Origin of the sequence: Staphylococcus sp. HMSC65H10, from assembly GCF_001839185.1 — a bacterium.
In the GTDB taxonomy this organism is placed as follows: domain Bacteria; phylum Bacillota; class Bacilli; order Staphylococcales; family Staphylococcaceae; genus Staphylococcus; species Staphylococcus simulans.
In genome coordinates, this window is the sequence record NZ_KV840398.1 from 2,804 (window position 1) to 25,034 (window position 22,231).

At 36.9% G+C, this 22,231-nt stretch carries 20 protein-coding genes; 10 read left to right on the forward strand and 10 right to left on the reverse strand.

What is annotated here, in order from left to right; all coding sequences use genetic code 11:
* The 3 genes from HMPREF3270_RS10695 to HMPREF3270_RS10705 form a co-directional block, all read right to left on the reverse strand.
* On the reverse strand, positions 1-5,719 hold a 5,719-nt coding region (locus HMPREF3270_RS10695; RefSeq protein ID WP_141763148.1), incomplete at its 3' end, for a lectin-like domain-containing protein.
* Between the two features lie 388 nt (positions 5,720-6,107).
* Positions 6,108-6,365: a DUF1871 family protein gene (locus tag HMPREF3270_RS10700; RefSeq protein ID WP_002481859.1), complete on the reverse strand. Its 258-nt coding sequence runs from the start codon at positions 6,363-6,365 to the stop codon at positions 6,108-6,110.
* A 92-nt stretch (positions 6,366-6,457) separates the two neighbouring features.
* Complete coding sequence (locus HMPREF3270_RS10705; protein WP_070848735.1) at positions 6,458-7,054, reverse strand: peptidylprolyl isomerase; 597 nt, start codon at positions 7,052-7,054, stop codon at positions 6,458-6,460.
* A 72-nt stretch (positions 7,055-7,126) separates the two neighbouring features.
* Between HMPREF3270_RS10705 and kapB the strand changes: the two genes are divergently transcribed.
* The 9 genes from kapB to HMPREF3270_RS10750 all read left to right on the forward strand — a co-directional run bounded on the left by kapB (position 7,127) and on the right by HMPREF3270_RS10750 (position 14,705).
* Positions 7,127-7,510: a sporulation phosphorelay system protein KapB gene (kapB, locus tag HMPREF3270_RS10710; protein ID WP_070848736.1), complete on the forward strand. Its 384-nt coding sequence runs from the start codon at positions 7,127-7,129 to the stop codon at positions 7,508-7,510.
* A 126-nt stretch (positions 7,511-7,636) separates the two neighbouring features.
* Positions 7,637-10,054, forward strand: a complete 2,418-nt coding sequence (locus HMPREF3270_RS10715; RefSeq protein ID WP_070848737.1) for a Na+/H+ antiporter subunit A — start codon at positions 7,637-7,639, stop codon at positions 10,052-10,054.
* The gene (locus HMPREF3270_RS10720; protein ID WP_002481855.1) at positions 10,035-10,463 is read left to right on the forward strand and encodes a Na(+)/H(+) antiporter subunit B; all 429 of its coding nucleotides are present in this window, start codon (positions 10,035-10,037) and stop codon (positions 10,461-10,463) included. The genes HMPREF3270_RS10715 and HMPREF3270_RS10720 overlap by 20 nt, the downstream gene beginning before the upstream one ends.
* Positions 10,463-10,813 carry a Na+/H+ antiporter Mnh1 subunit C gene (mnhC1, locus tag HMPREF3270_RS10725; RefSeq protein ID WP_002481854.1) on the forward strand — a complete coding sequence of 117 codons (351 nt, stop codon included), beginning with the start codon at positions 10,463-10,465 and terminating at the stop codon, positions 10,811-10,813. Before HMPREF3270_RS10720 ends, mnhC1 begins: the two co-directional genes overlap by 1 nt.
* Positions 10,800-12,296, forward strand: a complete 1,497-nt coding sequence (locus HMPREF3270_RS10730) for a Na+/H+ antiporter subunit D (protein ID WP_070848751.1) — start codon at positions 10,800-10,802, stop codon at positions 12,294-12,296. Before mnhC1 ends, HMPREF3270_RS10730 begins: the two co-directional genes overlap by 14 nt.
* Position 12,297: 1 nt before the next feature.
* Positions 12,298-12,777: a Na+/H+ antiporter subunit E gene (locus HMPREF3270_RS10735; RefSeq protein WP_002481852.1), complete on the forward strand. Its 480-nt coding sequence runs from the start codon at positions 12,298-12,300 to the stop codon at positions 12,775-12,777.
* Positions 12,777-13,073 (forward strand): Na(+)/H(+) antiporter subunit F1, encoded by a 297-nt coding sequence (locus HMPREF3270_RS10740; RefSeq protein ID WP_002481851.1) that lies wholly within the window; start codon positions 12,777-12,779, stop codon positions 13,071-13,073. Before HMPREF3270_RS10735 ends, HMPREF3270_RS10740 begins: the two co-directional genes overlap by 1 nt.
* Positions 13,051-13,422 (forward strand): Na+/H+ antiporter subunit G1, encoded by a 372-nt coding sequence (locus HMPREF3270_RS10745; RefSeq protein WP_070848738.1) that lies wholly within the window; start codon positions 13,051-13,053, stop codon positions 13,420-13,422. Before HMPREF3270_RS10740 ends, HMPREF3270_RS10745 begins: the two co-directional genes overlap by 23 nt.
* 134 nt (positions 13,423-13,556) lie before the next feature.
* The gene (locus HMPREF3270_RS10750) at positions 13,557-14,705 is read left to right on the forward strand and encodes an NAD(P)-binding domain-containing protein (protein ID WP_070848739.1); all 1,149 of its coding nucleotides are present in this window, start codon (positions 13,557-13,559) and stop codon (positions 14,703-14,705) included.
* Between the two features lie 156 nt (positions 14,706-14,861).
* Here the strand turns inward: HMPREF3270_RS10750 and HMPREF3270_RS10755 are convergent, their stop codons facing one another.
* From HMPREF3270_RS10755 to HMPREF3270_RS10780, 6 genes are all read right to left on the reverse strand, one after another.
* Positions 14,862-15,236, reverse strand: coding sequence for a PaaI family thioesterase (locus tag HMPREF3270_RS10755; protein WP_070848740.1), 375 nt, complete (start codon positions 15,234-15,236; stop codon positions 14,862-14,864).
* 29 nt (positions 15,237-15,265) lie between these two features.
* Complete coding sequence (locus HMPREF3270_RS10760) at positions 15,266-16,579, reverse strand: Na+/H+ antiporter family protein (RefSeq protein ID WP_002481847.1); 1,314 nt, start codon at positions 16,577-16,579, stop codon at positions 15,266-15,268.
* A gap of 159 nt (positions 16,580-16,738) precedes the next feature.
* Positions 16,739-18,223 carry a leucyl aminopeptidase family protein gene (locus tag HMPREF3270_RS10765; RefSeq protein ID WP_060804862.1) on the reverse strand — a complete coding sequence of 495 codons (1,485 nt, stop codon included), beginning with the start codon at positions 18,221-18,223 and terminating at the stop codon, positions 16,739-16,741.
* Between the two features lie 125 nt (positions 18,224-18,348).
* Positions 18,349-19,554 carry an NAD(P)/FAD-dependent oxidoreductase gene (locus HMPREF3270_RS10770; RefSeq protein WP_002481845.1) on the reverse strand — a complete coding sequence of 402 codons (1,206 nt, stop codon included), beginning with the start codon at positions 19,552-19,554 and terminating at the stop codon, positions 18,349-18,351.
* A 294-nt stretch (positions 19,555-19,848) separates the two neighbouring features.
* The gene (locus HMPREF3270_RS10775) at positions 19,849-20,208 is read right to left on the reverse strand and encodes a HesB/IscA family protein (protein WP_070848741.1); all 360 of its coding nucleotides are present in this window, start codon (positions 20,206-20,208) and stop codon (positions 19,849-19,851) included.
* A gap of 42 nt (positions 20,209-20,250) precedes the next feature.
* Positions 20,251-20,487, reverse strand: coding sequence for a YuzB family protein (locus tag HMPREF3270_RS10780; RefSeq protein WP_002481843.1), 237 nt, complete (start codon positions 20,485-20,487; stop codon positions 20,251-20,253).
* Positions 20,488-20,731: 244 nt separating this feature from the next.
* On the opposite strand from HMPREF3270_RS10780, the gene HMPREF3270_RS10785 reads away from it, so the two are divergent.
* A complete protein-coding gene (locus tag HMPREF3270_RS10785; RefSeq protein ID WP_002481842.1) occupies positions 20,732-21,796 on the forward strand; it encodes an NAD(P)/FAD-dependent oxidoreductase in 1,065 nt (354 codons plus the stop codon).
* 97 nt (positions 21,797-21,893) lie between these two features.
* Here the strand turns inward: HMPREF3270_RS10785 and HMPREF3270_RS10790 are convergent, their stop codons facing one another.
* Entirely contained in the window at positions 21,894-22,217 is a 324-nt protein-coding gene (locus HMPREF3270_RS10790) for a YuzD family protein (RefSeq protein ID WP_002481636.1), read from the reverse strand.
* Between the last annotated feature and the right edge of the window lie 14 nt (positions 22,218-22,231).

The following is a 22,231-nucleotide window of genomic DNA, read 5'->3' on the forward strand; positions in this document are numbered from 1 at the left end:
ATTCATCTAATGCATCTTGACGTTCTTTTGCTGCTAAAGCATCAGTTAATGTTTTAGTTGCTTGAGCGACTTGATCAGGTGTTGCATTGGCATTATCATTTACAGTTTTAGCTGCTGCTAAAGCATCTTGAACTGCTTTGTCTTCTTTATCTGCTGGATTTAAATCTTTTAATGCTTCTGCTTTGGCAATGGCTGCTTGTAATGCTGCTTTATCTGCTACAGGTTGTAATTGATTTTGTGCATCAGTAATTGCTTTGGCTGCCGCTTTTAATTCTGCAGGTGTTGCATTTGTATCTGCTGCTTTCGCTTTACCATCATTTAAGGCTGTTGTGAATGGTGCAACTGAATCTGGAGTAAAGCTATCTTTGTTAACAGCTTCTGCTGCTTTAATTGCTTTATTCAATTCATCTAAAGCGTCTTGACGTTCTTTCGCTGCTACAGCATCGTTTAATGCTTTTGTAGCTGCTTGAACCGCTTGAGGTGTAGCATTAGCATCTTCTTTAACAGTTTTAGCTGCTGCTAAGGCCTCTTGAACTGCTTTATCTTCTTTATCCGCTGCATCTAAGTTTGTTAAGGCTTCTGCTTTTTCAATCGCAGTTTGTAATGCAGTTTTATCCGCTCTATCTACTAAACCGGCTTCTGCTTCTTTAAGCGCTTGCGTTGCCGCTTTAATTTCTTCAGTTGTTTTAGCTTCTGGTGCTGCAACAATGGCTTTACCATCTGCTTCTTTTGTATTTAAAGGCGCTACACTGTTTGGTGTGTATTGATCTTTATTAAGACCAGCCACTTTTGCAAGCTCTGCTTTTAAAGCATCTAATGCATCTGCATGTTCCTTAGCTGCTACGGCATCATTTAATGTTTTTGTAGCTGCTTGAACTTCAGCTTGTGACGCATTTGGATTATCATTCACTTTTTTAGCTGCTGCTAAAGCATCTTGGACTGCTTTATCTTCTGCATCTGCGGGATTTAAACCTGTTAATGCTTCTGCTTTATCAATTGCTGCTTGTAATGCTGCTTTATCAGATTTAGCTTGTAATCCTTTTTCAGCATCTTTCAACGCTTGTGTTGCTGTTTTAATTTCATCAACTGTTTTATTTTCAGGGTTAGCAACAATCGCATTGCCTGCTGTTTCTTTTTCAGTTAATGGCGTAACGCTATCAGGTGTAAAGTTGTTTTTATCAATTTTAGCGACTTTTGCAAGTTCTGCTTTTAACTCATCAAGTGCTGCTTGTTTTAATGCATCTGCTGCATCTTGTGTTTGTTTTGCTTTAATTGCATTGTCTAATTCGACTTTCGCTGCATCTACAGCTGCTTGGTCAGCGTTTTGGTTCGCATCAACTTGTTTTGCTTTGTCTAAAGCTGCTTTAACTGCGTCATCTTCAGGATCTCCTGCTTTTAACGGTTGTAAAGCTTCAGCCGTTGCGATTGATTTTTCAAGCTCTGCTTTATTTGCTTTTTGTTTTAACGCATCTTTCGCAGTTTTAATTGCTTGTGCCGCTGCTTTAAGTTGTTCTGGTGTTGCATTTGAATCTGCTACTTTTGCTTTACCATCTGTAACTGCTTTTTCAAATGGTGTCACAGTTTCAGGTGTGTAATTAGCTTTTGTAACAGCTTCTGCATCTCTAATTGCTGCATTTAATTCATCCAAGGCATCTTGGTAAAGTTTTTTATCGATTGCTTTATTTAAAGTATCTGTTGCTTCTGCCACTTGTTGTGGAGTTGCATTACCATCTGCTTTGACTTGGTTTGCTTTTGCTAAAGCATCTTGAACTGCTTTATCTTCAGTATCAGCTGCATTAAGTTGACCTAAAGTACCCGCTTTTGCAATAGCTTTTTCTAATTCTGTTTTATCTGCTTGTTTCACAAGTGCTTTTTGTGCATCTGTTAATGCTTTTGTTGCTGCTTTGATTTCTTCTGTTGTTTTAGATTTTTCAGCTGCAACTACTGCATCTCCAGCTGTCACTTGTGCATTTAAAGTATTCACACTATCAGGCGTGAATGGTGCTTTATCTAACGCTTTGACTTCAGCTAATTTTGCTTTTAAAGCATCTAATGCATCTGCATGTTCTTTAGCCGCAATTGCATCATTAATAGCTTTTGTCGCATCAGCTACCTGTTGTGTTGTTACGTTCGCATTGTCTTTAACACCTTCACCTGCTGTTAGGGCATCTTTGACTGCTTTATCTTCAGCATCTGCTTCATTTAATGCACCTAATGCTTTGGCTTTATTAATTGCCGCTTCTAATGCTGATTTATCTGCATTATGTTGTAATTGTGCTTTTGCATCAGTGATTGCTTTTGCTGCTGCATCTAATTGTTCAGGTGTAGCTGTTTTATCTGCTGCTTTCGCTTCACCTGCTTTAATTGCTGCATCAAATGGTGTCACTGAAGCTGGTGTGTAATCTGCTTGGTTTACATCTTTCGCATCCTTAATTGCCGCATTCAAACGATCTAAAGCATCTTGATAAAGTTTTTGATCAATCGCTTTATTTAAATCAGCTGTCGCTTGATCAACTTGTTCTTTTGTGGCATTGCCATCTGCTTTAACTGTGTTTGCTGCTGCTAATTTATCTTGAACAGCTTTATCTTCAGTATCTGCTGGATTTAATGTACCTAAAGTACCTGCTTTATCGATTGCTTTTTGTAATTCTGTTTTATCTGCTTGGCGTACTAAACCAGAAATACTATCATTGATGTCTTTTGTCGCTTGTTCGATTTGTTCAACAGTATATTGTTTACGTACTGTTGGATCATCAGACATAGAAGCTGTTACTAATGGATTTACTTTTTGAATCGTATCTTTAACGGCTTGTAAGCTGTTTGGTGTATAACCATCTGTTTTTGCGACTTGTACACCTCTCATCACAGCTTGTTGTAGTTTTTCATATGCATCCGCTCTTAATTTTTCTTGGATAGCGTTATTTAAACTATTTTTACTGTCATCTACTGCTTTTTGAGTCGCATTTTGATCTGTATCTGTATTTTTCGCATTAGCTAAAGCTGTAATTAATTGTTGATCCATTGGTTTAGTTGGATCTAAGTTTGTATATTTACTTGCTTCTGCAATAGCTTTTTCTAAGTCTGTTTTATCTGCTTTACGCACTAATTGATCTTTAGCTTGTTTAACTTCTTGAGTTTTCGCATTAAATTGATCTGTTGAACCATTTTCAGGATGAGCAATTAATGCTTCTGCCTCAGTTAACTTCGCATCTAATGCTGCAACACTTTTTGGTGTGTAGTCATTTTTATTTACAGTTTTCGCATCTGCGACTGCTGCTTTTAATGCTTCAAGCGCTGTATTAGGCGTAACAACAATATTAAATGTTGAAGTACCAACATTCGTTGAAACATCTGTTGCGCTTACAGTTACTTTAAAAGTACCTTCGACTGTTGGTGTACCTGTAATTTGTTTTGTTGTTGGGTCAAATGATAATCCAGTTGGTAAACCTGTTACTGCTAATGTCGGCGCAACTTTAGAGTTATCTTCAGCATTTACATTAATTGGTGTCATCGGTGTATATGCTTCAGTTGTTTGATCTACAACCAAAGTAACATCTGGCGCTTTTGTATCTACTACTGTATACGTAAATGTTTTAGTAGTGCTTAAACCAGCATGGTCAGTTGCAGTTACAGTTATTGTAGACGTACCCACTGCAGTTGGTGTACCAGAGATTGTATTTGTAGCTTCATCAAATGTTACACCGGCAGGCAAACCTGTCACTGTTTTCGTATTAAGATGCTTACTATTATCTGTAATATCTAAAACTAACGGTTTCATTTCTGTATTAATATCTACTGTTGGCGCTGCTATATCACCAATTTTCGGTGCTTCAATATCTTTAACATAGTAAACAAGAAATTGACTCGCATTTGTTAATTTAATTGTTTTTTTAGTTTTATCATAAGTAGGCGCATGTGACGTATCTTCACTTAATAATTTATAGCCTTTGTCTGCTAAGTATGTGCTAGGGTCTTGTACAGTAATAATCTTATCAACATCACCTGAGGTACGGAGTGGTCTATCGATTAATTCTTGTAAATCTGTATCTACAAAATCTTCTTCTAATAAAGCAGCTGCAGTATATGTGAATTTTTCAAGTTTTACTTGTTGTAGGTTATATGCCCCACCAGTTGAAGCAGAAATGGATAAAGAATACTCATTTTTATGTGTATAACTAAAGTATTTTTTCATACTTTGTTTCCAGGTTTGACCTGCATATGTGATAGTCATTTCTTTCGTATCACCATCATAATCAATCGTAAATGGTTGGAATTGGTTATTTGATGGCTGAACATCTAACAATGCTGCTTTCCATCCAGGTAAACCTGGTTGAGTAGTTACTGTTCCCGCTTTGTCCGCGAATATAAATGCTCCAAATGCTCCTTTATTATAGAAATCAATCGGGTCTGGTTTAGTTTTACCTTTAGGGTCAAAGCTTTTATTAACATACGTGTCTAATTTAAATCCAAATGCATAAGAAAGTCCGCCCATTCCTAGTCCCGAACCGTACTCGCCAATGACGTTAGGATCACCTGGGTTGAAAACAAAGGCAAGTCCATCACCACCTGGATCTCCATCTCTAGAATGGCCTTCATATTTGTCCCCCAAGTTAACTGCTCCGGTAAAATGGAAGTCTTTATTAACGTTCATTTTTGTATCTAAAGTAATTGAACCTCTTAAACTTGGAAAATCAGGAGTTAATGTAGCAATACCTTTTGTTTGATCATAGTATGCAATCCCGTGAGTAATGAAGTATTGATTAAAGTTTTCAGGCGTCACCACGACATCATCTTTTAAAGAGGTATCAACTGAAAATGTACGTACTGCTGTCGTTGGTTCTTCTACTGCTGATCTTAATTTTGTCACTTGTGGGCTGTATAAATCTTTTTGTGCTGAACCTTGCTCAAGTAAAAGTTTTAACACTTCTGCTTTAATTTGATCCTCTGTTAAATCTGTAGTATCGATAACAGCTAATGCTGCATCTACTTTTGAACTGTCATAATCTGAGGCAAGTTCAGTTTTTACTTTATCTACCTTTTGTTCGGTAGATAGCGGTGTTGATTCTATTGTTGGTGTTGCTTGGTCTGTTGGTGTTGCTTGGTCTGTTGAAGTCACTGTTTTAGCTTCTGAAGTATTGTTTGTTTCAGAAGTTGTTGCTGATATTGTATCAGCTTTAGTTTCTTCTTTAACTGACTCAGTTGTTGATTTAGGAACTTCAGTAGTAGCTGCTGATTGTTCTTTTGTAGAATCAACTGTTTTCGTTTGTTCGGCTTCAGCTTGTTTCACTGCTTCAGCTTCTGCTTTTTGTGCTTTGTCAACAACTGCTTGAACGTCAGCTTCAGTTTGAGCTTGTTTGACTTCAGCAGTATATTGTTTAACTGTTTCTTCAGTTAAATGTGTAAATGTAGAAAGTTTAGACAATGCGTCTGTCTTAACTGTCTCCAATACATTGGATGTAGTTTGAGTGTTTCCAGCTTGTTGAATAGTGTCTGTTATTTTATCTTGTGGCACTGTGTTCTCTACCGGTTCTTGTTGGGATGTACTTGTATCTTTAGATGCCTCTACAACTGTGTTATCGTTTGTGCTCTCCGCTGCTTTGGCTTCGCCATTGTGACCTAAGAATAAAAGTGATCCAATAAGAATAGATGCTGTACCTACAGTAAATCTTCTAATTGAATAGCGATTTCTTAAGTTAGGCAAAAAATCCAACTTCTTCATTTGATGTCCTCCGATATATTAAATTTTGAACTACTTTATAATTATAAAACGGAGTGACACAATTGTATATAAAATAGGTTCCATGAAGTTTTAATGGTATTTTATAGTATTCAGTTATTTATTTTAAAAATAATGGTGCATAATACATATAAACTACGGTTGCATCTACTATTACCGGCATATTTTAATGTGCACAATAAGACTTTCAACATTATAGTTTATAAGCATCAACATAATTTCTACATGTAAAATTTACAAAAACGTAACACAAACGTAATAAAACAAAGCGAGATTATAGTATACTTTAAGGGTTAAACCTTATAGCACTCTATAATCTCGCTTACTTTTTAATACATATGATGTTTTTTAGTTTAAGCTTACTGTCTATTTATAACCCGCATGTACCTTCTAATGACAATGCCGCTTCAGCTTGTTTCTGACATTCTTCTATAGGAAGTTTTTCTTCAAATGAATACATAAAGATATCCTGGAACTTTTGTGCTAATGCCTGTGTATCGTCAATTTGATGAACTGCATCCATCATTTCATACACTTCAGCATCCCCCATCGTTTGATCCTGAAAGTTCATCGGATTCCAATCTGCGAGTTGTTGATATAACGCAATATTGACCTCGTTCTTTTCCACTGAGAATTAACCTCCTTTATCTTTTCTTAAAATAAGCCCGATTTGCGTCACCACAAATCGAGCTGCATCATCTATTTGAAATGCTTGTCTACTTATTTTTCTTCAACGTCAATTGATTCAATAACTACATCATGAACTGGTTTGTCTTGAGGACCTACTTTAGTATTTGCGATATCTTCTAAAGTATTTTCACCTTCAACAAGTTGACCAAATACTGTGTGTTTTTGGTCTAACCAAGGTGTTCCGCCTTTTTCACCGTATGCTTCTACGATTGGTTTTGGCCAACCGCCATCAGCTAATTGATTCAACATGTTTTCAGGTACTTCTTTCATTTGTACGATGAAGAATTGTGAACCGTTTGTGTTAGGTCCAGCGTTCGCCATTGATAATGCGCCATATAAGTTGAATGCTTCCATAGAGAATTCATCTTCAAACGCACCACCGTAAATACTTTCACCGCCCATACCAGTTGCTGTTGGGTCGCCGCCTTGTACCATAAAATCGTTGATAATACGGTGGAAAGTAATGCCGTTATAATAACCATTTTTAGCATGTGTCACAAAGTTTTCAACAGTTTTTGGTGCTAAATCAGGAAATAGTTTAAAAGTCATGTCACCTTTATTTGTGTGCATTACGACTTTAATTTCATTATCTTGGATTTCTTTATTTAATTGAGGATAGTTTGCCATAATTAATACTCCATTCATGTTAAGATTGATGTATCTCAATATTAACATATACCACAGAAAGGAAGTATTAAAATGTTATATCGTTTTTCACATAAAACAGGAAGCTATGGTGTTTCAATTGTAGAAGAGAAAGACAACGGTGAAGTCTTAGTTCAAGTTGAACAAGTCATCAAACATCCTAAACAAGGTGATTTACATGATCCAACAGCAACAGAGGCCGTCTTCTTCCATGAACGTCGCGCACTCAGTCATTATGAAAAAAGATTCACACCTAAATCAAAATTACGTGAATTCAATGTTGAACCTTTAGATTATGTAGATTCTTTACAACAAGCGATTACAAATTATGAAGAACAATTAAAACAAGAAAATACTGAACATGCGAAAATGTCTTTACACAATTTAAATACGCTAAAGAATGATTATGGCATTCAGTACAAACAAAATTTTAAATAATTTATTATGGGTTTCTTCTTATTTAAAAGACCCCCGAAATGTAAGCGTGTTACCGGAAAACAAGGTTTTTACACACTTCACATTGATGTATAATGAGGTTATCTTATATTCAAAGGAGGACAAATAATGAGTTGGTTACATGCAGCGGTATTGGTGCCGTTCATTTTTGCACTCATTATCCCTATTGTTTATCGTTTCATTAAGCGTATACATATAGGATGGTTCACATTACCTGTCCCCGTCGTTTTATTTATTTATTTCTTAACTTATATTTCGACAACGATGTCAGGTAAAACACGTTTTGCGGAATTACCATGGATGCCGCAAATTGGTATGAACTACAATTTATATGTTGATGGATTAAGCTTATTGTTCAGTTTATTGATTACAGGTATTGGTGCTTTAGTTACCTTCTATTCAATTAGCTATTTAAGCAAAAAGGAACAATTGGGTAATTTCTATTGTTATTTATTACTCTTTATGGGTGCAATGCTAGGCGTCGTGTTATCAGATAACGTCTTTATGCTGTATTTATTCTGGGAAATGACATCATTTTCTAGTTTCTTATTAATTTCATTTTGGCGTACTAGAGAGGCTTCACTCTATGGTGCTCAAAAGTCATTATTAATTACAGTATTTGGCGGCTTATCTTTACTCGGCGGCTTTATCTTAATGACACTTTCAGGACATTCAACAAGTATTCGCCATCTTATTGCACATGCCTCTGAGATTCAATCAAGCCCGTTCTTTATCTTGGCTATGATTTTAATACTCTTTGGTGCAATGACAAAATCAGCGCAATTTCCATTTTATATCTGGTTACCAGATGCAATGGAAGCACCTACGCCAGTCAGTGCTTATCTGCACTCTGCAACAATGGTCAAAGCGGGCATTTACTTAGTTGCACGACTTACACCAATCTTTGCATTATCACAAGGTTGGATTTGGACAGTCACTGCAATTGGATTAGTCACATTATTCTGGGCATCTTTAAATGCGACAAAACAGTCAGATTTGAAAGGTATCTTAGCTTTCTCAACTGTTTCACAACTCGGTATGGTCATGTCAATGCTTGGTATCGGAGCTGTCAGCTTCCACTTCCAAGGTTCACAAAGTCAATTTTATGCAGCCGCATTTATCGCAGCAGTCTTTCATTTAATTAACCATGCCACATTCAAATGTGCACTCTTCATGGTTGCAGGTATTATCGATCACGAAACCGGAACACGTGACGTACGTAAACTCGGTGGTTTAATGACAATTATGCCGATTTCATTTACAATTACAGTCATTTCAGCGTTAAGTATGGCTGGTGTGCCGCCATTTAACGGTTTCTTATCAAAAGAGAGCTTCCTTGAAGCAATGATTAATGTTACACAAGCACCTCTTTTCAGCTTGAACACGTTAGGTGTCTTGATTCCAATTGTCGCGATTTTAGGTAGTATCTTTACATTTGTATATTCAGTCAGATTTATCGGTCAAATTTTCTGGGGTTCATACAAACCTGAATCTTTACCACATAAACCACACGAACCATCAGTGTTAATGTGGATTGCTCCTGCTTTCTTAGCAGTATTAGTAGTGGTATTCGGTTTATTCCCAACATTATTAGCAAAACCGATTATTGATCCGGCAAGCCAAGCAATACGTAATGCGAAGTTGCCAGATGCAGAATTTCATTTATTCCATGGATTCACACCTGCATTCTTCTCAACTTTAGTTATTTACGCAATCGGTATTCTATTAATCTTCACTTATCATAAGTGGGTTAAAGTTCTAGAGAATATCCCAGAGCGTCTCGAACTAAATCATTTCTATGATCGTTCAGCAGACAACTTACCGGTATTCTCTAAACAAGTGACACATACTTACATGAGCGGATTTATCCGTAATAAACTTGTAGTCATTATGGGCAGTTTAATCGTATTAACTGCTGTTACTGTACTTGCATTGCCATTTGCATTTGATTTCAGTCATGTCAGTCGTGTACGTTCATATGAAGTTATCATTGTTGTGATGATTTTAGCAGCTGCAATTATGTTAGTCTTTGCACGTTCAAGACTGTTCAGTATTATCATGCTGAGTGCTGTGGGTTATTCTATGGCGATATTCTATATCTTCTTTAACGCACCAGACTTAGCATTAACACAATTCGTAGTTGAAACAATTTCAACCGCATTGTTCTTATTATGTTTCTACCATTTACCAAACTTAAACCGTTATAACGAAACGACTTCATTTAAAGTAACAAACGCCGTAATCGCGGCTGGTGTCGGTATCGTAGTAACAATCCTTGGTTTAATCGCATATGGTAATAAACATTTCGATTCTATTGCGGCTTACTACAAAGAAAATGTCCATAGTTTAGCACATGGTAACAACATGGTTAACGTTATTCTTGTTGACTTCCGTGGTACCGATACTTTATTCGAATCATCTGTATTAGGTATCGCTGGTCTAGCAGTTTACACATTAATTAAATTACGTTCTAAACATAAAAATGGTTATGAAAGGGTGGATGAAAATGAACAAACAGAAAAATGATATTATCTTTCAATACTCAACAGTAGTCATTTTCTTCTTAATTGTCATGTTCGCCTTTTCACTATTCCTAAATGGACATTACCAACCCGGTGGCGGATTCATTGGAGGTTTACTTGTTTCAAGTTCATTAGTACTCGTTGCGGTGGCCTTCGATGTGAAAACAATGCGTAAAATTTTCCCGTGGGATTTTAAGAAGCTGATTGCGATTGGTCTTACATTTTGTGTTATGACACCTGTTGCAAGCTGGTTCTATCACAAAAACTTCTTTACACATAAAGTATTCGAAGTACCGCTTCCACTCTTAAAACCTATGGAGATCCATACAGCATTATTCTTTGACCTAGGCGTATTATTAGCCGTTGTCGGTACAGTAATGACAATTATTTTAGCGATTGGAGAGAATGAGTAATGGAAATAATTATGATTATTGTTTGCGGTATCTTAACATCAATCAGTATCTATCTCATTTTGTCTAAGAGCTTGATTCGAATCATTATTGGTACCGCAGTTCAAACACATGCTGCAAACTTGTTTTTAATCACAATGGGCGGCTTAGGTGAAGGCTCTGTTCCAATCTTTAAATACGGAACAAAAAGTTATGTCGACCCTATCCCGCAAGCGTTAATCTTAACTGCGATTGTTATTTCATTCGCAGTTACAGCGTTCTTCTTAGTACTTGCTTTCAGAAGCTATAAGGAACTTGGAACTGACAACGTAGAACAAATGAAGGGAGTGCCAGAAGATGATGATGCTAGATAACTTAATCGCTGCGATGTTGATTACACCTATGATTACTGCAGTGATTCTTGTATTTATCGGCAAGCGTCCTTTCATTAAACGTTATGTCGCTTTAGGCGGATCTTTAATCGCATTAGGTCTTGCCATTTGGAACTTTATCAACGTATGGCACCATGGACCTTTGAAATTAGAATTAGGTTCTTGGAAAGCACCATACAGTATCGTATTTGTACTTGATTTATTCAGTGCAACATTAGTAATTACTAGTTTAATTGTAACTATATTGATTATTTTGTTCTCATATCAATCAATCGGTTTACACCGTGAAACATATTATTACTATTTCGCAGTCATGTTCATGGAAACAGGTATTATCGGTGCATTTATCACAGGTGATATCTTCAACATGTTCGTATTCTTCGAAGTATTCTTGATTTCTTCATACTCCCTACTCGTTATTGGCGGTACGAAGATACAATTACAAGAAACGATCAAATACTTACTTGTGAACGTTGCATCCTCAGCCTTCTTCGTAGTGGCTGTTGGTATCTTGTACGCAGTTGTCGGAACATTGAACATGGCAGATATCAGTCAGAAATTGGGACACTTATCTGATACACAAAGCGGACTTGTCAGCATTGTATTCGTGATGTTCCTCTTTGTATTCGCAACGAAAGCCGGTGCCTTCCCTATGTACGTATGGTTACCTGGGGCTTACTATGCACCACCGTTTGCGATTATCGCATTCTTTGGTGCCTTGCTTACGAAAGTCGGCGTTTATGCGATTGCGAGAACATTAAGTTTATTCTTTGCACACACACTGACATTCTCGCACTACACAGTACTGATCTTAGCGTTATTAACGATTATCTTCGGTTCTATCGGGGCAATCAGCTTCAATGATACGAAGAAAATCATTTTATATAACATCATGATTGCGGTTGGTATCATCCTAGTTGGTGTGGCAATGATGAATGAAGCTGGTATCATCGGCGCATTATATTACACAGTTAATGACATGTTGATTAAAGCAGCATTATTCTTCTTAATCGGTGTCATGCTTAAAATCACTGGTACCACAGATATCAGAAAGTTCGGTGGATTGATAAAACATTATCCTGTTTTAGGATGGACATTCTTTATCGCATGTTTAAACCTTGCAGGTATTCCACCTTTCAGCGGTTTCTACGGTAAAATGTATATCGTTCGTGCCGCATTTGAACAAGGATTTTATATCAGCGGTATTGTCGTCTTATTATCTAGTCTCTTAATTTTATATTCTGTGATGAAGATTTTTATCAGAGGATTCTTCGGAGAGTCAAAAGGTTATACATTTAATCCGCATTTACACTACCGCGGCCTATTAAGTGTCGCAATTCTAGCTGTTGCGCTATGTGTGGTCTTTAGTTTCGCAGCGGAATGGTTGTATCCATTCGTTAAAGAAGCAGCTGTCACATTCTATAATCCTAAAGCATATATCGACAGCGTACTGGGGGTGAAATAATATGGCAATTCAAGTACTCGTGAATCTATTACTTGCTATATTTTGGCTGTTCGTTAATGACAGCTACACTCTTAATAACTTTGTATTAGGATACGTCTTCGGTTTATTACTCGTATTCTTAATGCGTAAGTTACTACCTGGACGTTTCTATGTGGTTACACTTTATTACGTAATCAAATTGATGATTATCTTCTTAGTTGAACTCATCAAAGCGAATATTGATGTAATCCGCATTGTCATTAAACCGAAAATGGATAACGAACCTGCATTCTTTGTCTACGATACAGATTTAAAAGAACCATGGGAAGTTGTCGTATTAAGTACACTCATCACCCTTACACCAGGGACTATCGTTCTTGGCGTCAGTGATGATAACAAGAAAATCTATATTCATTGTTTAGATTTCAGCACGAAAGAAGAGGAAGTTGAAGGTATTAAATCTTCCTTAGAAAAAGCTGTCAGAGAGGTGGGAGAAGCATAATGTTTGCCTATAATGTCGTTATTATAATCGCATTGATTGTCGTTGCACTTTCGATACTCGGTATGTTGGTACGTGTGATTCTCGGCCCTTCTCTTGCCGACAGAGTCGTAGCTTTAGATGCGATCGGTATTCAATTTATGGCGATTGTTGCTCTGTTCAGTATCTTCCTAGATACCAAATACATGATTGTAACAATCCTGTTAATTGGAATCATCGCATTCTTAGGTACAGCTGTCTTCGCGAAATACATGCAGGAAGGTAAGGTGATTGAACATGATCGACGCGATAATGATTAGTTTGTCATTATTCTTTGTAGTTGTCGGTGCGATTATCAGTGCCCTTTCTGCCATTGGTCTTTTACGTTTGAAAGATGTTTATGGCCGTGCACATGCTGCTGGTAAAGCAGCAACCTTAGGTTCAATGAGTTTATTATTAGGTGTCTTCTTATTCTTTATTGGCCATGATCATTATGTGAATCCACAATTGATTATTGGGATTTTATTCATCTTGATTACTGGACCTTTATCCAGTCACTTAATTATCAAAGCATCTTATAAAATTAAAACACCTTACTCACGTTCGACTAAGTTAGACGAAATGAGTGAATTACAAAAAGATAAGCCAAAAGCAGCTGACAAATCTTAATGGATCCAGACGCCGTAAAGTACTGTGACAACAGTATATTACGGCGTCTTTTCTTTGGGCTTCAGCTTGTGATGCAAAAAGAAATGTGCTATATTAATTAAATCGAAACAATTACGATTTAAGAAGGTGACGCTATGTCTTGGACAATTATTGGCGGTGGCATTCACGCCGTTACTATTGCGATTAAACTCCGTGCTTCAGGTTTAGCAGCTGAAGACTTAACAATTATAGATCCTCATGATTCACTATGCGAACAATTTGATGATTTCTCTTGCCGTATCGGTATGCCGTTTTTACGCTCACCACATGTACACCATGTTCATCCTGACCCTTTCCATTTGAAGCATTTTGCGAAAACAAATCAATATACAGGTGCTACTTATGGTAAATATCAACGTCCACAACGCGATATGTTTATGGATCATGTGCATAAAATGCTTCATGAATTCGATTTAAACAGTCGTCATATTAAAGATGTGGCTGTTAATATAGACCGTGTTGACGGTCAATGGCAAGTCGATATGAAAGCACACGACACTGTCACAAGCGATTATCTCCTTCTCGCTATCGGCAGTAACAATATTCCGCATATTCCAGATATGTATATCAATCAGCCTGATGTGAAACATATCTTTGATGATGAAACAATTCCTTATCAAGATGCCTCACATGTCATAGGCAGTGGTATTTCAGCAGCCCATTTAACATTAAAATTGATTGAAGAATCAAGAGCTGAAACGGTTCACTTATGGATGAATAAACCCATTGAAGTCTATGACTTCGATGCAGATCCAGGTTGGTTAGGCCCTAAAAACATGACACGCTATCGTGAAATCGATTCATCTAAAGAACGATTAAGTATTATTGCGCAAGAACGTCATAAGGGTTCTATGCCTAAAGAGTTATATTTACGTCTAAAAAAACACGTACAAGATGGACAACTTCAAATCCATGTGAATGAAATTCAAGCAGTAAAAAATCATAGGATTATTACTGAAAATGAAAGTTATGAATATGACCATATACTGCTTGCGACAGGCTTCAAAAATAACATTATGCAAATGCCTGTCATTCAAAGCTTTGTGGAAAATACACAAGCACCTTTAACAGAAACAAAACATCCAGTCTTAAATGAAAGTTTAGAATGGTTGCCAGGTGTATTTGTTTCAGGCGCACTCGCTGATATTGAATTAGGTCCATTTGCGAGAAGTTTTGCGGGAAGCAGAGAAGCTGCAAGCCGTATTTCAAAAGCATTTATCAATCAAGAAGAGAAAGTTTCTTAATATAAAGAAAAGGTTCCCTCGTCATTTGACCAAAGGGAACCTTTTTCTATCTATTTATCTTTATAATCACATATCGCGTTTTTATAGTTCCTTACACACTAAAAAAGCAGTAAAGTTACGCTTCTTAAAGTAACTTTACTGCTTAAATATTATCATCTATTTACGTGGTTTCAACATCATCGTTCCACGCATGACACTAATTAATTTGTCTTGATCATCTACAAGGTTGATATTCCAAACTTGTGTCGAACGACCTCCATGAATCAATTCCGCAATCGCATATACATAGCCGTCTATAGCTGAACGGATATGATTTGTATTCATTTCAAGCCCTACTGGAATGACCTTATCCGTATCTACCATGTGTGCAGCACCAATAGAACAAGCTGTTTCACCGAGTGCCATGGTTGCGCCACCATGAAGGTAGCCGAAAGGTTGTTTTACTTTATCACTGACAGGCATTTTCATTTTAACGTAACCTGATTCGACTTTAAGCACTTCCATTTCTAATGTTTCTAATAAATTCGTCATCCCATTCTCTCCTATCGACTAGATTACTTCTATAATATCATAGCCGCAATCGTACCGAAGACCATTAACGGTATGTTATAGAATACGAAAGTCGGAATACATGTATCTCTAATGTGATCGTGTTGATCATCTACATCAAGCCCTGCAGTCGGTCCTAAAGTTGAATCACTGGCTGGTGAACCTGAGTCACCTAAGGCACCTGCTGTACCGATGAGTGCGATTAATGCCATTGTGCTCATACCAAGTTGTTCACCTAGTGGAATAAACAGTGCTGCAATAATTGGAATCGTCGCGAATGATGAACCGATACCTAATGTGACGATTAAACCAATTACATACATTAAAATAATCGCGATTAATTTATTATCTCCAGTCATGTTGGCGATACTTTCTACTAAACCTTTAACATCGCCTGTCGCATTCATAATCCCTGCGAAACCATTCGCAGTTAAAATAACGACACCAATGTAAGCCATGATTTTAATACCTTCTGTAAATTGTTTGTCCAATTCAAACCATTTGAATGAACGAGAAAGGAAGAAGACCATCACACCGGCTAACGCACCGAAAATCATTGACTCAGTGAATGTTTGAACTAAGAATGTTGCTAAAATCGCTACAATTGTTACACCTAAAACATATGGTTTTAATTCCTTAGGCGCATTTTCAATTGCTTTATCTTTTTTATATTCACGTGGTTTTCTGTAATAGAACATACCTAAAGCTAAACCGACGATATATCCTAATGATGGAATCAATAATGATTTCCAGATCATATCAAATTCAATTTGGTGGTGTGCTTTGGTAAATCCAGTTTGAATAATTTGGTGATAGATTTGACCAAATCCATAAGGAAGTAATAAATATGGAAAACACAAACCGAAACTGATAACTAAGGCAATTTGACGTCTATCAATATTTAATTCATTAAATAAACTTAATAACGGTGGAATTACAATTGGGATGAACGCAATATGTACAGGAATCAAGTTCTGACTACTCATACTTAATAATAATAAAGCAACAATTAAAATAACTTTAATCGTAGAGCGAGAAACTTTCGTATTCTCTGCTTTGATTAAGTTGATGATTTTACCTACTAAGTAATCTGTAATGCCACTATAAGAAATTAATGCCGCGAAGCCTCCTAATAAAGCATAGCTTAAGGCTACTTCTGCCCCATCTACGATGTTATCCGTAAAGACATGGATGACTTTTTCTACTGACATCCCTGCGACTAGACCGCCAACTAATCCGCTGACGAACAGACTTAAAACAACGTTCAGTCTGAATAAACATAAAACAATCATTAATAAAACTGCGACTACTACTGCGTTAACCATTTTGCGTTACCCCTTTACTACATTATCGAACTAAAGTGTTATGTTAGTATAATAACAGTCCACTTTAGAGATGTCAATACAACATTATGTATTTCTAACACAATATAAAATACCCATCTCAATCAAAATTGAGACAGGCATTTTATGGTAGTTTAAATTTTAAGATTGTCTTAACCAATCTACTATACTATGGATTAAATAACCCGTTGGCCCTTTAGGACCATTGTAGTCTGATTTAGATGTCGTTGCTGGACCTGCAATGTCAAAATGCAAGTGCGGTGTACCAGCACTGAAGTGCATAATAAAGGCTGCCGCAAAGAGCGCTTTGCCCATGCCATTTGTATGATTGACTAAGTCAGCGACTTCACTGCGTTTGATTAAACTGCGCTCAGTAGCTGTAACAGGCAATTCATAAGTCCATTCCCCATTACGTTGTGTCAGTGCTGTAATAGCATCTAACGGTGCGTTGTTATTATTTTTAAAGACAGCTGCTTTATCAAAGCCGAGTGCCGCAATAGCAGCTCCAGTAAGTGTCGCGAAGTCTAAAATCACTTTCGGTTCATGTTGTACTGCTTGGAAAACAGCATCGCCTAATACGAGACGCCCTTCAGCATCAGTATTTAATACCTCTACAGTTTCTCCGCTCATAGCTGTAAAGACATCATCTGGTTTCATAGCCGCTTCATTAATCATATTTTCAGCAGATGCAATGATACCTACGATATTCACAGGTAAAGCTAATCGATGTGCCGCTTCAATCATCCCTACTACATTTGCCGCGCCACACATATCAAATTTCATCTCTTGCATACCAGGTTTAGATTTAATAGAGTAACCGCCTGAATCATAAGTGATACCTTTACCGACTAACGCGATTGGTGCCGCGTCAGGGTCATCTGCACCTTGATAAGTCATTGTGATTAATCTAGGACCATTTGCGGAACCTTTACCGACAGCATGGATTAAACCGAACCCTTCCGCTTGTAACGTTTCTGCGTCTTTCACATCAACTTCTACTGCCGTTTCTGCGAAATGACCTGAAATAAGTTCCGCAAAATAAGCAGGAGTTAAAATGTTAGGCGGAATATTACTTAAATCTCTCGCAATTTTAATACCTTCTCCAACTACTTCACCATCTTTAATGGCAGTAATTTCGTCTGGTTCTGCTTGATGTAATTTTAGATTTAAGTGATACGGTACTTTCTTATCTGATTTATAATTATCAAAAACATATAATGCTTTTTTACCTTGTAGGCCGAATAATTCAGCCATTTCATTTTTAGAAATCGCTTTTGATGCGAATGTTGAGAATAATACATCCGCTTCTGTTACATGTTCTGCTTTTAAATACTGCAGTAAGTTTCCGTATACTTTCATTATTTGAATACGATCTAACTGCTTCAAATTGCCAAGTCCTACCGTAATCAAACGAACTTTAATATCTCCTGTTTCAAAGAACGTCGAACTGACTTTACCCACTTCACTATGAATCATATGGTGGTGCTTATATGTATCTAAAGCATCCGATAAATCATGACCTTGAACTGTGACTGTTCCTAATTGATTCAAGTGATCTGGCAAGCCGAGTACTAACGTGTTGCTGATTAATTCATTTTGTTCGTCAAATGTTATTTGTATTGGCATAATGTCTCCTCCATAAGATACAAAAGAGGTTGGTAAAAGCTGTTTATCAACAGTTTTGCCAACCTCTTAAAGTCTATATTAGCCGGCTTTTATGCATATAGCCGTATTATCATATTAGGTTAATATTAGAATTTACCTTTTTTGAATGCTAAGCCGATACCGCCAAGTTTGAAGATTGAACGAGTATCGATAACTTTTTTCATGAATGCTGCTTTTTTACCTACGATATTTTTACCGTAAACAACACCAATACCGTCATTAGCGCCTAATGAGCATACTGTACCACGGTTTACGTAGTTGAATGGCTCTTTAGGTTGACCATGTAAGATATTTTTGATGTTTTGAGCAACGTTTTCACCTTGTTGCATTGCGATTTGTGCAGTTGTTGGTAATGGGCGTTCTTCACCTTCAGGAATGTAAGCTGATACGTCACCGATTACGAATGTTTCGCTATAACCTGGTGCAGTTAAGTCTTGGTTTACAACTAAACGACCACGTTTAACGCCATCGAATGATTCTTCCATTAATTTGCTTCCGCGTACACCAGCAGCCCATACTGAAGTGTTCGCTTCTAATTGTTCTTCTTTGTCGCCGACTTTAACTACGAAACCTTTTTCGTTTGCGCCAACAATCGGTGTACCGATTTTGAATTCAACGCCGCGTTCTTCTAAGTAGTTAACAGCGTGGTTAACTAATTCGTCGTCGAACATTGGAAGCATTTTAGGTGCTGCTTCAACACAAGTGATTTTAACTTTGTCACGGTCTACACCGTATTTGTTTGATAATTCATCAACGCGTTCAGTTAATTCACCTAAGAATTCGATACCAGTGAAGCCTGCGCCACCTACTAAGAATGCAAGATCTTTAGGATCTTTTTCTTTTGAAGATGCATAGTTCGCAAATTTATCTTCGATGTGACGAGATAATTCACGTGCAGTGTGGATGTTTTCGATTTGGTAAGCATGTTCTAACATACCTTTGATACCGAATGTTTCACTGATGAATCCTAAACCAACCACTAAGATGTCATAGTTGAAACGACCATTGTTTGTTTCTACTACTTTAGCTTGTGGATCGATTTTTGTTACTTCTGCTTTAAGGAATTTCACTTTATCTTGCTTGATTACACTTTCGATTGGGAAGATAATATCTTCATAGTTTACAGTACCTGCTGATGCTTCATGTAAAAGTACTGATTCATAGTGATAATCATCTCTATTGATTAAAGTGATGTCAGCTTCGCCAGCTGGTAAAATCTTTTGTAATTTTGTTACAGTTTGCAAACCTGCATAACCTGCCCCTAAAACAATAACTTTTTTTGTTTCAGCCATTTTATTCACCTATGCTTTCTTAAAATTTTTGTTAGTATACGCTATCTTAATATATACCCCATTTGATTGAAAAAATGTCAAAATAAAGACAAATGCCATTCCTCTTAATTCTATAATTAACCAAACACTTTTTCAAGGTAATACTAAGAAAACAACTGATAATTTCAGAATTTACTGATTCTCAAGTACCTTTATTATGGTCATAGTTAGTTGGAATTTTAAAGTAAAAACATTTTCCAACTAAAAAAGAGTTGAGGAATATCCCCAACTCTGAATTGTATAAATGAAAATTGATTAACAATCTTCAGGTTGTCCAGCTACTTTCGCTGTTCTAAATGAGCTGCCGCAACCGCATGATGCAATCGCATTTGGATTATCAATTTGGAATCCGCCGCCCATTAATGATTGTTTAAAATCAATTGTTGTACCTTCAAGTACTGGTTTATCATATTTGTCGACTAATACTTTAAGACCGTAGAATTCGATAACTTCATCGTTCTCCCCTGGTTCTTGTTCTGCTGACATGCCGTAAGTTAAACCTGTGCAACCGCCGCCGTTCACTTTAATTTTCAAGTATCCGTCTGGCATATCGTTGCTTTCTAACATACTTTTGACTTCATAAGCTGCAGCTTCTGTCAAAACCACTGTAGACATATTATATTCCTCCTTGTAACACGTCTTTCTATTGAATAAAACTTAGAAAATCCAAGTTTCCTCTATATGCTTATAAATATTTTGCAATAAATCGTCTGGTGAATCTCCTTCAACAATATCACCATTCACTAATGCATACAAGCCACTCGAACATACACCACAGTTTTGCAGACAACCATATTCTAAGACATCTACACCTGGGTCTTGGTCCAACTGATTGTATACATAGTCTCCGCCTTTTGCCATGTTTGAAATGCAAAATTCTACAATTGGATTCATAATGCACCTCTTCATATTTTTGAGTCATACAATTATAACATATTTCACTGACTTTCTCTTGGGTTTGAACAGATTTTTTCCTTTTAGAACATTGTTTGTCTGAAATGTGAAAAAAGATTATAATAAATGAAAGCGTATTTTTAGAGAAAGCTTCTAAAATGACGTTGGTTACAATTCAACATAGCTTTCAGTCATCAAGCAGTGATGCAGCGTTATATAAATCTTGATAAGAGGGGTTATCGGAATGAAGAATTTAGTAATGTTAGGTGGCGGTTATGGTAACATGCGTGTTTTATCGCATATTTTACCAGATGCATTACCAAAGGACTACACTATCACTTTGATTGATCGTATGCCTTATCACGGTTTGAAACCAGAATATTATGCTCTGGCAGCGGGGACCAAATCAGATAAAGATGTACGATTACAGTTTCCGGAATCTGAGAAACTTAATGTTGTTTACGGGGAAATCTCAGCTATTGATTTAGATGACCAAATTGTTTCTGTCGGTGATACCAAAGTAGATTATGATGAACTTATTATCGGACTTGGGTGCGAGGATAAGTATCATAATGTACCAGGTGCTGATGAATTCACTTACAGTATTCAAACACTATCTAAATCTCGTAAAACTTACCACACGATTAACGAATTGCAAGCGGGGGCAAAAGTCGCAATTGTGGGTGCTGGACTTAGCGGTATTGAGCTTGCAAGTGAGTTGCGTGAAAGCCGTTCAGATTTAGACATCAAACTTTACGATCGCGGAGAACGTATTTTAGCACGTTTCCCAGAAAAATTAAGTCGCTTTATTGAAAAGTGGTTCCGTAAGCATAACGTGACAGTCGTACCGAATTCAAATATCAATAAAGTAGAACCAGGTCTGATTTATAATCATGATGAACCTGAAGAAGTAGATTTAGTCGTATGGACTGCAGGGATTCAACCTGTTTCAGTGGTGCGAAATTTACCTGTTGATGTAAATAAAAACGGTGCAGTGATTATTAACCAATATCATCAAGTACCGACTTATCGCAATGTTTATGTCGTTGGTGATTGCGCAAACTTACCGCATGCACCAAGTGCACAACTTGCTGAGGTTCAAGGAGACCAAATTGCTGATGTGTTGAAGAAACAATGGCAAGGTGAAGCATTACCTGATAAAATGCCTGAACTTAAAGTACAAGGCTTCCTAGGGTCACTTGGAGACAAACAAGGTTTCGCTTATGTGATGGACCGTCCACTCACAGGACGCATCGCCTCTATTTTGAAATCAGGTGTCTTATGGTTGTATAAATATCATAACGGTTAATAAAAAGATGATTATAAACAAACGCTCAAGTACATGTATTTCAGTACTTGAGCGTTTTCAAACTAAAACAAGCCCTCTTTTGTTTTAGCTGTTGATTCTATTGTGCTACAAAATGTTCATCAATGAATCTTGTAATTGGTTTAAGTTGTACATAGCCGTCTGCCACATACATATCGTTCATTGTAACTAATGGATAAAATAATTCATCATTTTCAATTTGCTCGATAAATTGTTGATCATGATCTGTTAAATTTTCAGTATCTTTTTCAAAATCAATATATGTGTATTCAAAGTTGATATCAGGATATTTACGTTCTAACAAGGCTTTCAGCCAATCATACGTGTCTTGAGATGTCGGCGCATTCACACAACTTGCGCATACTACATCTGCCCCATAAACTACTACGCTAACTTTAGTCATTTGGTTCCCCTCCA

Excerpts from the sequence above, each read along its gene's own strand:
- HMPREF3270_RS10765 (WP_060804862.1), bottom strand. The coding sequence starts at position 18,223 with ATGCCAATACAAATAACATTTGACGAACAAAATGAATTAATCAGCAAC.
- kapB (WP_070848736.1), top strand. The coding sequence starts at position 7,127 with ATGTTATATCGTTTTTCACATAAAACAGGAAGCTATGGTGTTTCAATT.
- HMPREF3270_RS10720 (WP_002481855.1), top strand. The coding sequence starts at position 10,035 with ATGAACAAACAGAAAAATGATATTATCTTTCAATACTCAACAGTAGTC.
- HMPREF3270_RS10705 (WP_070848735.1), bottom strand. The coding sequence starts at position 7,054 with ATGGCAAACTATCCTCAATTAAATAAAGAAATCCAAGATAATGAAATT.
- HMPREF3270_RS10740 (WP_002481851.1), top strand. The coding sequence starts at position 12,777 with ATGTTTGCCTATAATGTCGTTATTATAATCGCATTGATTGTCGTTGCA.
- HMPREF3270_RS10760 (WP_002481847.1), bottom strand. The coding sequence starts at position 16,579 with ATGGTTAACGCAGTAGTAGTCGCAGTTTTATTAATGATTGTTTTATGT.
- HMPREF3270_RS10715 (WP_070848737.1), top strand. The coding sequence starts at position 7,637 with ATGAGTTGGTTACATGCAGCGGTATTGGTGCCGTTCATTTTTGCACTC.
- HMPREF3270_RS10790 (WP_002481636.1), bottom strand. The coding sequence starts at position 22,217 with ATGACTAAAGTTAGCGTAGTAGTTTATGGGGCAGATGTAGTATGCGCA.
- HMPREF3270_RS10775 (WP_070848741.1), bottom strand. The coding sequence starts at position 20,208 with ATGTCTACAGTGGTTTTGACAGAAGCTGCAGCTTATGAAGTCAAAAGT.
- HMPREF3270_RS10735 (WP_002481852.1), top strand. The coding sequence starts at position 12,298 with ATGGCAATTCAAGTACTCGTGAATCTATTACTTGCTATATTTTGGCTG.
- HMPREF3270_RS10745 (WP_070848738.1), top strand. The coding sequence starts at position 13,051 with ATGATCGACGCGATAATGATTAGTTTGTCATTATTCTTTGTAGTTGTC.
- mnhC1 (WP_002481854.1), top strand. The coding sequence starts at position 10,463 with ATGGAAATAATTATGATTATTGTTTGCGGTATCTTAACATCAATCAGT.
- HMPREF3270_RS10785 (WP_002481842.1), top strand. The coding sequence starts at position 20,732 with ATGAAGAATTTAGTAATGTTAGGTGGCGGTTATGGTAACATGCGTGTT.
- HMPREF3270_RS10770 (WP_002481845.1), bottom strand. The coding sequence starts at position 19,554 with ATGGCTGAAACAAAAAAAGTTATTGTTTTAGGGGCAGGTTATGCAGGT.
- HMPREF3270_RS10750 (WP_070848739.1), top strand. The coding sequence starts at position 13,557 with ATGTCTTGGACAATTATTGGCGGTGGCATTCACGCCGTTACTATTGCG.
- HMPREF3270_RS10780 (WP_002481843.1), bottom strand. The coding sequence starts at position 20,487 with ATGAATCCAATTGTAGAATTTTGCATTTCAAACATGGCAAAAGGCGGA.
- HMPREF3270_RS10755 (WP_070848740.1), bottom strand. The coding sequence starts at position 15,236 with ATGACGAATTTATTAGAAACATTAGAAATGGAAGTGCTTAAAGTCGAA.
- HMPREF3270_RS10730 (WP_070848751.1), top strand. The coding sequence starts at position 10,800 with ATGATGCTAGATAACTTAATCGCTGCGATGTTGATTACACCTATGATT.